The sequence below is a fragment of the Streptomyces sp. IBSBF 3136 genome (assembly GCF_036815105.1).
GTDB lineage: Bacteria > Actinomycetota > Actinomycetes > Streptomycetales > Streptomycetaceae > Streptomyces.
In genome coordinates this window covers 1-9,819 of sequence record NZ_JAJSZC010000264.1, presented here as the reverse complement: position 1 = coordinate 9,819, position 9,819 = coordinate 1, and the positions used below count along the sequence as shown (strand labels likewise).

At 73.7% G+C, this 9,819-nt stretch carries 7 protein-coding genes and 1 pseudogene; 6 read left to right on the top strand and 2 right to left on the bottom strand.

What is annotated here, in order from left to right; genetic code table 11:
• Positions 1–206: 206 nt before the first annotated feature.
• Positions 207–1,430 (bottom strand): L,D-transpeptidase, encoded by a 1,224-nt coding sequence (locus V7E45_RS35305; RefSeq protein ID WP_333778349.1) that lies wholly within the window; start codon positions 1,428–1,430, stop codon positions 207–209.
• A 166-nt stretch (positions 1,431–1,596) separates the two neighbouring features.
• On the opposite strand from V7E45_RS35305, the gene glgX reads away from it, so the two are divergent.
• The 5 genes and pseudogenes from glgX to V7E45_RS35280 all read left to right on the top strand — a co-directional run bounded on the left by glgX (position 1,597) and on the right by V7E45_RS35280 (position 7,147).
• On the top strand, positions 1,597–3,849 hold the full coding sequence (glgX, locus tag V7E45_RS35300; RefSeq protein WP_333778348.1) for a glycogen debranching protein GlgX: 2,253 nt from the start codon (positions 1,597–1,599) through the stop codon (positions 3,847–3,849).
• A 110-nt stretch (positions 3,850–3,959) separates the two neighbouring features.
• Positions 3,960–4,466, top strand: a complete 507-nt coding sequence (locus tag V7E45_RS35295) for a SigE family RNA polymerase sigma factor (protein ID WP_333778347.1) — start codon at positions 3,960–3,962, stop codon at positions 4,464–4,466.
• Between the two features lie 11 nt (positions 4,467–4,477).
• Positions 4,478–5,008, top strand: a complete 531-nt coding sequence (locus tag V7E45_RS35290; protein WP_333778346.1) for a hypothetical protein — start codon at positions 4,478–4,480, stop codon at positions 5,006–5,008.
• Between the two features lie 106 nt (positions 5,009–5,114).
• Positions 5,115–5,873, top strand: a pseudogene (locus V7E45_RS35285) (dolichyl-phosphate beta-glucosyltransferase); the annotation flags it as partial.
• Positions 5,874–5,950: 77 nt separating this feature from the next.
• Complete coding sequence (locus V7E45_RS35280; RefSeq protein ID WP_333778350.1) at positions 5,951–7,147, top strand: hypothetical protein; 1,197 nt, start codon at positions 5,951–5,953, stop codon at positions 7,145–7,147.
• A gap of 34 nt (positions 7,148–7,181) precedes the next feature.
• Here the strand turns inward: V7E45_RS35280 and V7E45_RS35275 are convergent, their stop codons facing one another.
• Positions 7,182–7,772 carry a hypothetical protein gene (locus tag V7E45_RS35275; protein ID WP_333778345.1) on the bottom strand — a complete coding sequence of 197 codons (591 nt, stop codon included), beginning with the start codon at positions 7,770–7,772 and terminating at the stop codon, positions 7,182–7,184.
• A 157-nt stretch (positions 7,773–7,929) separates the two neighbouring features.
• Between V7E45_RS35275 and V7E45_RS35270 the strand changes: the two genes are divergently transcribed.
• Positions 7,930–9,753: an ABC transporter ATP-binding protein gene (locus V7E45_RS35270; protein ID WP_333778344.1), complete on the top strand. Its 1,824-nt coding sequence runs from the start codon at positions 7,930–7,932 to the stop codon at positions 9,751–9,753.
• The last annotated feature ends 66 nt before the right edge of the window (positions 9,754–9,819 follow it).

Below are 9,819 nucleotides of genomic sequence, written 5' to 3'. Positions count from 1 at the left end.
CCCCCCGGCTCTCCGCCGGCGCCACCCCCGATATAGGCCGCACGTTCAAGTCGTTCTCCCCTCGCCGGGCCAGGTCAGGCCCGCTCCCCACCACATTTGGTGTGCGCATGTTAACCGCAGGGATTTGAGCGAGGTGTCAGGTGAATGTCACCGTTCCGTCGCAACTTCGACCTTCACCGGCGCCCGCAACCCCGCCCCGCACCGGGTCACTTGACGGCACTGCCCGCTTTCCACTCGTTCCATGCCATGTTCCAGCCCCCGAGGCCATTGTCGGGAGAGACCTGTTTGTCCTTGCTGTTGACGACCTCGACCACGTCCCCGATCAGGCTGCGGTCGAAGAACCAGCCCGCCGGGGTGTCCGAACTGCCGCCCTTGACGTCCATCAGACCCACACAGCCGTGGCTGACGTTGACGTGTCCCGGGGAGTCGGGTGACCAGTAGTTGCCGTGCAGGAAGGTGCCGGAGTCGGTGAGTCTCATGGCGTGCGGGACGTCGGGGATGTCGTACTCGCCGCCGAAGCCGACCGTGCGGCTGTTCATGCGGGTCACCTCGAGCATCTCCATCACCACCATCTTGCCGTTGTAGGTGGGGCTCTTGGGGGCGCCCGCGGTGATCGGCACGGTGGCCAGCAGCCTGCCGTCGCGCCGCACCTCCATCTTGTGCTGGGCCGCGTCGACCAGGGAGGTCTGGCTGCGGCCGACGGTGAAGGAGAACGTCTTGGCCTGGAGGCCGTAGACGCCGGGCGCGCCCTCGACGTCCCTGAGGCGGAGGTCGACGGTGACCTCGGTGCCGGGCTTCCAGTAGCGCTCGGGGCGGAAGTCCAGGCGGTTCTTGCCGAACCAGTGCGGGCGGATGTCCACCGGCGGGTTCGCGGTGACCCGCACCGCGCGCTCGACGGCGGCGCGGTGCACGATGTCCCGGCTGAAGGCCAGGGAGACGATCATCCCGGTGCCGACGGTGGAGCGGTTCTCGGGGGTGACGTAGCCGATGAACCGCTCCTCGGGAACGAAGGTGGTGAAGGTGGTGTGCCGGGCCGAGCGGTGTCCGTGGGCGTCCAGCGCGACCGCGTCCACGGTGTACTTGGCGGCCAGCGCCAGCCGGCCGTCGTCCGGCCGCCAGGTCAGCCCGTCGGCGCTGATGCGCCCGGGCACCGGGGTGTCCTGGGCGTCCTGGGACCTGACGACGCTCACCTTCTCCAGGCGTCCGTCGGGCACCCGGACCCGCAGCGGCTCACCCGGACGGATGTCCTTGCCTCCGTCGTCCGGGGTGACCCGGATGACGTCCTCGGGGGACGGGGGTTTACCGAGGACCCCGTCCATGTCCAGTCCGCCGGAACCGCCCGGGGTGCACCCGGCCAGCAGTCCCGCCCATGTCAGTGCCGCCGCCAGCGCGGCGCACGCGCGGCGTGCGCGTCCTTGTACGTGCCTCACGTGGGACTCAACGACGGGGCCCGCTCCGGGGAAACGTGAGTGCGACGCCCGCGCTGGGCAGAACAGTGGGGAGAACGACACGGAGGGGAGCCTCCCCACCCGTGGTGACCCACCCCCAGCCCGCGTCGCAGCCGCCGGGGCGAGCCACTGAGAAGAGGGGCCACAGGTGACGAGCGCAGCCGAGCAGCGGGCACTGGCCGAGGGGCGGGCCGCCGGGAACGGGCAGCCGGCCGCCGTGGTGAGCGGCGCCCGCCGCGCCACGCCGCCGTCCCCACCCGTGTGGCCGGGGACGCCGACGCCGCTGGGGGCCCGCTTCCGGGTGGGCCCGGACGGGGTCGCGGGCACCAACTTCGCGCTGTGGGCGGCCGGTGCGGAGGGGGTCCGGCTGTGCCTGTTCGACGAGCGCGGCAGGGAGACCCAGGCCCCGCTGACCGAACTGACGCACGAGATCTGGCACGGCTTCGTACCGGGCGTGATGCCGGGGCAGCGTTACGGCTACCGGGTGGACGGTCGCTGGGACCCGTGGACCGGCGCCCGCTGGAACCCGGCCAAACTGCTGCTCGACCCCTACGCCCGCGCGGTGGACGGCGAGTTCCGGCTGCCGCCCGAGGTGTACGGGCACGTCCGGGACTGGCCGGAGCAGCACGTCGCCGACACCGTGCGCGACGACCGGGACTCGGGGCCCCACGTCCCCAAGGGTGTCGTCGTCGACGATGACGACGACTGGGAGGACGACCGCCGCCCCAAGACGCCGTGGGCCGACTCGGTGATCTACGAGCTGCACGTGCGCGGCTTCACCAAGCTGCACCCCGGCATCCCGCGGGAGCTGCGCGGCACGTACGCGGGGCTGGCGCACCCGGCCGCCGTCGAGCACCTGGTGAAGCTGGGCGTCACGGCCGTGGAGCTGCTCCCCGTCCACCAGTTCGCGCACGAGGACCACCTGCTGCGCCGGGGCCTGAGGAACTACTGGGGCTACAACTCCATCGGCTACTTCGCCCCGCACGCGGCCTACGCCGCCTCGGGGACGACGGGCGGCCAGGTCGGCGAGTTCAAGCGGATGGTCCGCGCGCTGCACGCGGCCGGCATCGAGGTCATCCTCGACGTGGTCTACAACCACACCGCCGAGGCGGGCGAGCTGGGGCCGACGCTGTCCCTGAAGGGCATCGACAACCGCGGCTACTACCGCCTCCAGGGGGACGCCCGCCGGTACGCGGACTACACCGGCTGCGGCAACACCCTGCACGTCGTCCAGCCCCAGGTGCTGCGCCTGATCACGGACTCGCTGCGCTACTGGGTGACCGAGATGGGGGTGGACGGCTTCCGCTTCGACCTGGCGGCGGCGCTGGCCCGCTCGATGCACGACGTCGACATGCTCTCCCCCTTCCTCGCGGTCATCGCCCAGGACCCGGTGCTGCGCCGGGTGAAGCTCATCGCAGAGCCGTGGGACATCGGCTCCGGCGGCTACCAGGTGGGCGCCTTCCCGCCGCTGTGGACGGAGTGGAACGACCGCTACCGCGACACCGTGCGGGACTTCTGGCGCCACGCGCTGCCCGACGTGCGGGAGATGGGCTACCGCCTGTCCGGCTCCAGCGACCTGTACGCCTGGGGCGGCCGCCGCCCCTACGCCTCGGTCAACTTCGTCACCGCGCACGACGGTTTCACCCTGCGCGACCTGGTGTCGTACGAGCGCAAGCACAACGAGGCCAACGGCGAGGGCAACCGGGACGGCACGGACGACAATCGCTCCTGGAACTGCGGCACGGAGGGCGAGAGCGACGACGAGCGGGTGCGGGCCACCCGGCGCAGGCAGCTCAGGAACCTGCTGACGACTCTGCTGCTGTCCACCGGTGTGCCCATGCTGGTGGCCGGCGACGAACTCGGCCGCACCCAGCGCGGCAACAACAACGCCTACTGCCAGGACAACGAGATCGGCTGGCTGGACTGGTCGCTGCTGGACGACCCGGACTGGCGCCCGCTGTTCGACCTCACCTCCCGGCTGATCGCCCTGCGCCACCGGCACCCGGTGCTGCGCCGCCGCGCCTTCTTCTCCGGCCGCGCCGCCTCGGCGGACGGACTGCGCGACCTGGCCTGGTTCACCTCCCGGGGCGAGGAGATGACCGAGGGCGACTGGTACGCGCCCGCCGCCACGCTCGGCATGTATCTGTCGGGCCGGGACATCCCCGGCCGGGACGAGCGCGGCGCGCCGGTCCTGGACGACAGCTTCCTCGCGGTGCTGCACGCGGGCGACCGCCCGGTGCGCTTCGTGCTGCCGGGCGCGCCCTGGGCGGAGGCGTACGAGGTCGTGGTCGACACCGCCCGCGAGGACCAGAGCGCGGCACCGGGCACGCTCCACCCCGCGGGCGCGGAGGTCCCGGTCCCGGCACGGTCCGTGCTGCTGCTGCGGGTCGACCGGCCCTGACCGGACGCGCGTCACGCGGGGCGTGACGGGGATCACGTCCGCGGGGTGCAGCGTGCGCGTGGGGCCAGGGCCTTTCCCCTTGTGTAGACAGCCGGCGAGGGGACCGTGGAATGGAGCAGGCTCGGGCCGGTGAGTACGACGCGTTCGTGGCGGCCCGCTGGTCGGTGTTGTTCCATCTGGCCCGTCTGCTCACCGGAGGGGACCGGCATCGGGCCGAGGACCTGTTGCAGGAGTCCTTGGTCAAGCTGTGGTTCGTCTGGCCGAAGGTCGCCGACGAGGCGCCGGAGGCGTACGTGCGCAAGGTGCTGGCCCGGGCCGCGGCCCGCTCGGCCCGCCGGCGCTGGTGGGGCGAGCGGCCCGTCGAGGAGCTGCCCGAGGTGGCGGCGGCCGGCGACGTGTCCGCGACCGTCGCCGAACGCTCCCGCCTGGAGGCGGCGCTCGCGCAGTTGAGCCCCCGGCAGCGGGCCGCCGTCGTGCTGCGCTACTACCAGGACCTGCCGGACCGGCAGGTCGCGGAGACCCTGGGCTGCCCGGTGGGCACGGCCCGGTCCCACGCCGCGCGGGGTGTGGCCCGGCTGCGCCGGCTGCTGGCCGACGTCATCGAGCCGGTGGGGTGAGGGAAGAAGCCATGGATCACTTCGAGCGGCAGCTGACGCGGCTGATGCACGACACCCGGGAACACCAGGCGTTCGGGACGGCCCACCGGGACCGGTTGCGGGCGGGCGTCCGGACCCGGCGCCGGGTGCGGACCGCGCGCCGGGCGGCCGGGTCGGTCCTCGCGGTCGCCGGGCTCGGCCTCGGGCTGCTCCTGTGGCCGCACGCGCCGGGCACGGACCAGCCGAGCGCGCCCCGTCCGCGGCCCGCCGTCAGCCCCGTGCCTGACCCGACCGGGACACCCTCGCCGCAGGACTCGCCGAGCTTGCCGCCCAGTTCGTCCCCGACCCGGTCGCCGGACCCGGGCGGGGCCACCGAGACCTCTTTGCCCCCGGCCACGCAGGGCGGTTCCGGCCCGACCACCGGCGCCCCGCCCACGGGTACCGCCACGGCGACCGCCACCGCGCGGAACACGCTCACCGCGCCGCCGCCCGCCATGGAGTCGGAGACCTCCTCCGCCGATCCGTCGTACGCCGCGTCCAGCACGGCCGGGCCGGACCGCTAGCGCACCGGCCCCTCCCCCGGCTCACGTTCGCCACGCGTTCCCCGAGCGCGTCCCGAAAACCAGAACACAAGGGACTTATGTGATGAATCTCCTCCCGGGTCGCGCGATGCCCGCCCGGCCGCACCCGCCGCGGCGAGCCCCTCTGACCAACCGTCAGGACGAGCCCGTCATGGACCTGGCCGTACCGGTGTTCAACGAGGAGACGGACCTGGAGCCGAACGTCCGGCGGCTGCACGCGCACCTGCGGGACACCTTCCCCTACCCGTTCCGGATCACCGTGGCCGACAACGCCAGCACCGACCGCACGCCGTACATCGCCGCCCGCCTCGCGGACGAACTGGCCGAGGTGACGTGGATCCGGCTGCCCGAGAAGGGGCGCGGGCGGGCCCTGCGCGCCGTCTGGTCGGGCTCGCGGGCGCCCGTGCTGGCGTACACCGACGTGGACCTGTCCACCGGGCTCGCGGCGCTGCTGCCGCTGGTCGCACCGCTCATATCGGGCCACTCCGACCTGGCCATCGGCACCCGGCTCGCGCCCGGCGCCCGGGTGGTGCGCGGTCCGAAGCGGGAGATCATCTCCCGCTGCTACAACACCCTGCTGCGCTGCACGCTCGCCGTCGGCTTCTCCGACGCCCAGTGCGGCTTCAAGGCGGTGCGCCGCGACGTCGCCGAGCGGCTGCTGCCGCTGGTGCGGGACGGGGAGTGGTTCTTCGACACCGAGTTGCTGGTGCGCGCCGAGCGGGCGGGGCTGCGCATCCACGAGGTACCCGTCGACTGGGTGGACGACCCCGACAGCCGGGTCGACCTCCTCGCCACCGCGCTGGCCGACCTGCGCGGGATCGCCCGGATGCACCGGGAGGCGGCCCGCCGCCGCACCGGGCGGGTCGCCCCGTGAGCGCCGTCCTCGACCGCCCGCCGGCGGCGGCCCGTGCCCGTGACCACGCCCTGCGCACCCGGGAGCGGCTGCGCGCCGCCGCCCGCGAACACGGCCCGGTCCTCGCCCTCTTCGGCGTGCTGAAGCTGGTCGGCTTCTGCTCCTTCATGTACCTGCTGGACTCGGCCGGGGACTTCCGCACCAGGCACCCCCGCTTCGGCGGCGGCGCGCACGCGTGGGACGTGCTCGCCACCTGGGACGGCTGGTGGTACCAGCAGATCGCGCTGCACGGATACGACCCGAAGCTCGTCCACCTCCCCGGCGCCACCGGCCTGATCACGCTGGAGGGCAACTCCGCGGCCTTCTTCCCGCTCTACCCGGCGCTGATGCGGATGACGTCCGCGATCACCGGCCTGGGCCCGTACGGGGCCGGGATGCTGGTCTCCGTCGTCGCCTCCTTCGCCGCCGCCCTCGGGATCCACCGCGTCGCCGAGCGGTTCGGCGGCCGGCGCGCCGGACTCGCCGCGGCCGGGCTGTGGGCGGTGTGGCCCGGCTCCGGGGTGGAGTGGGCGGTCTACTCCGACTCCCTCTACGTCGCCCTGGCCGCCTGGACCTGCCACGCCGTCATGACCCGCCGCTGGCTCACCGCCGGGGTGCTCACGTTCGCCGCCGGCCTCAACCGCCCGACGGCCGCCGCCCTGATCGCCGCGCTCGGCGTGGCCGCGCTGTGCGCGGTGCGCGACCGGCGCGACGGCGTCCTGCGCCCGCTGCTCGCCCTCGGCCTGGCCCCGCTGGGCCTGCTCGGCTACCTGGGCTGGGTGGGGAACCGGATGGGCGACCCGAGCGGGTACTTCAAGCTCCAGTCGGGCGCCTGGGCGCACCGCTTCGACTACGGCAGCCAGACCCTCGACGTGCTGACCTCCGTGCCCGTGGGCCACTTCACCTACCTGTCGGCGTTCCCCTTCGCCGACGTCGTCGGCGTCGGCGTGGTCCTGCTGGCGTTCGTCCTCCTCCCCCCGCTGCTGCGGCTGCGCCCGCCGCCGGTGCTGGTCGTCCACACGGTGCTGACGCTCGCCCTGGTCCTCGGCAGCCAGCAGATCTTCGCCAACGTCTCGCGCTATCTGCTCCCCTGCTTCCCGCTGTTCCTGCCCCTGGCCGTCGCCCTGCGCCGGCTCGGTCCGCGCACGCTGTACCCGGTGCTCGGCATCGCCGCCCTGGCCTCCGGCTCGTACGCGGGGTACGCGCTGTTCGAACTCGGGGTGCCGTAGCGGCCGGGCCGGGCGGACGGCACCCGGGCCTTCCTCACCCGACCTGCGCGTCCGGACCGTCCCCGTGCGGCCCGCTCTCATGCGGCAGGGCGCGGGCCGCGTCCTCCGCTCGCGCCACCCGGGCCATCAGACGGTCCTTTCGGACCGGCGACCAGGTCAGCTCCAGCGCCACCACGGCGACCACCAGCCACGACACCAGGGCCTGACGGGCCGGACCGGCGACGGTGTCGTACACCGCCAGGGCCAGCGCCACGACGGCCACGAGCGGCATCAGCCACCATCGCAGCCGGTCCTCCTCCCTGAGCACGCGCAGCGCCCCCGCGTACTCCAGGACCGCGGGCGCCAGCCGGGTGTCCCCGACGGCCTCGCCCCGGCGCGTGGCCCGCACCACCCGTGCCCGGTCGGCGGGCGCGAGGCCGGCGCCACCGGGCCACGCCCGGCCCATCCGGCGTGCCGCCCGGACGCCGTACAGCGGACCGACCACCAGCAGCACGACGGCGGCGGCCGGCCACGCGCCGGACTCGACGGCGACGAAAGCGGCGAAGAAGACGCCGGCGGCCAGACCGACGCACAGCCCCCTGCGCACCGGGCCCTGCCACCACACCCGACCGGGGACCAGAACCACCCGCCCATGCTGGCGACCACCGGCGGTCCGGGCAATCACCGCCCCCGCGAGTCACCCGTACGGCGCACCGAACGCGCTGGTCGTAGGACCAGCGACCGATCCCGGTCCGGCCAAAACTCAGTGGGCGATGTCAGTGCGGATCCGTAGGCTCGCGATGATGCCCACGACACGTGCAACCTCCGAGGACCGCTCCGCCGTACGCGCCCTGCTGCGGCTGTGGCCGTATGTCCGCCCCGTGCGGGGCCGCCTGTTCACGGCCGCGTTCGTCGCGGTCGTCGCCTCCTGCACGGGACTCGTGATCCCGCTCGTCCTGAAGTGGATGGTGGACGGCCCGGTCGCCGACCGGGACCCGGCCGGGATCTGGCTCGGTGCGCTGTACCTGCTGCTGCTCGGTGTCGCCGAGGCGGTGCTGTTCGGCATACGGCGGTGGCTGGTGGCCCGGCCCCTGTCGCACGTCGAGGCGGAGATGCGGGCGGGGCTCTATCGCAGGCTGCAACGGCTCCCGGTGGCCTTCCACGACCGGTGGGCGTCCGGCCAGCTGCTCTCCCGGGGCACCACCGACCTCATGCTGGTGCGCATGTTCCTCGCCTTCCCGCTGACCTTCCTCCTGGTCAACGCGGTGACGATCCTCGTCGGCGTGGTCATCATGCTCCTGCAGGACTGGGTGCTCGGCCTGGTGATCCTCGGACCCGCCGTCCCGGTGATGTGGACCTGCGTGATCTTCGAGCGGCGCTACGCCCAGGTCGCGCGGCGCGCCCAGGACCAGGTCGGGGACCTGACGACGGTGGTCGAGGAGAGCGTGCTCGGCATCCGCATCGTCAAGGGCTTCGGCCGGCACCGCGCCCAGGCCCGCGCGTTCCGGAAGCTGTCCGGCGCGCTGCGCGGCACGGAACTGCGCAAGGCCCGGCTGCTCGCGACCATCCTCGGCGTCATCGTGACGCTCCCCGAGGTGGCGATCGGCGCGGCACTGGTCCTGGGGGCGCTGCGGGTGGCCGACGGCGACCTGTCGGCGGGCACCCTGGTCGCCTTCCTGAGCACGGCGCTCGCCCTGCGGTGGCCCGTCGACTCGATCGGCTTCCTGCTCGCGATGAGCCAGGAGGCGGCCACGGCCACCGAACGGTACTTCGAGGTGATGGACGAGGAACCGGAGGACGCCGGCGGGAGCGCGCCGGACACCGGCGCCGAGGGGGTGCGCGGACTGCGTTTCGAGGACGTCCGGTTCCGCTATCCCGACGCCCCGCCCGGCTCGCAGCCCCTGCTCGACCACGTCGACCTGCACATCCGCCCCGGCGAGTCCATGGCCCTCGTCGGCGCCACGGGCAGCGGCAAGACGACGCTCACCGCACTGGTCCCCCGGCTGCACGAGGTCACCTCGGGGCGCATCACCCTGGACGGGGTGGACATCACCGCGATGAGCCGGGAGCGGCTTCGCGCCAAGGTCGCCGTCGCCTTCGAGGAACCCACGCTGTTCTCGGCGAGCGTCGGCGAGAACGTGCTCATGGGGGCGGCGGACGGCGCCGGTGAGGCGGACCTCGACCGGGCACTGGCCGTCGCCCAGGCCGACTTCGCGCACGCGCTGCCGCAGGGCACCGCCACCCAGGTGGGCGAGCAGGGTCTGAGCCTGTCCGGCGGCCAGCGCCAGCGCCTCGCACTGGCCCGCGCGGTCGTCGGCCGGCCGGAGTTCCTCGTGCTGGACGACCCGCTCTCCGCCCTTGACGTGCACACGGAGGCGGCCGTGGAGGCCGCGCTGCGCCGGGTCCTCACGGACACCACCGCGCTGATCGTGGCCCACCGCCCGTCCACGGTGCTGCTCGCCGACCGGGTCGCCCTGCTCTCGGGCGGCCGGATCGCCGCTGTGGGCACCCACCACGAACTGCTGCGCACCAACGCCGAGTACGCACACCTGATGTCCGGCGACGACGGTGAACCGGACGCCCCCTTCGACGACGGCGACCACGGCGACCCCGAGGACGAGCGATGACCACCACCACGACCGCCGCCTGCTGGAACAGCAGCAGGAGCGTGGTGAGCACGACCCGGGCCTTCA

Excerpts from the sequence above, each read along its gene's own strand:
- V7E45_RS35295 (WP_333778347.1), top strand. The coding sequence starts at position 3,960 with ATGGAGCAGGCTCGGGCCGGTGAGTACGACGCGTTCGTGGCGGCCCGC.
- V7E45_RS35290 (WP_333778346.1), top strand. The coding sequence starts at position 4,478 with ATGGATCACTTCGAGCGGCAGCTGACGCGGCTGATGCACGACACCCGG.
- V7E45_RS35270 (WP_333778344.1), top strand. The coding sequence starts at position 7,930 with ATGCCCACGACACGTGCAACCTCCGAGGACCGCTCCGCCGTACGCGCC.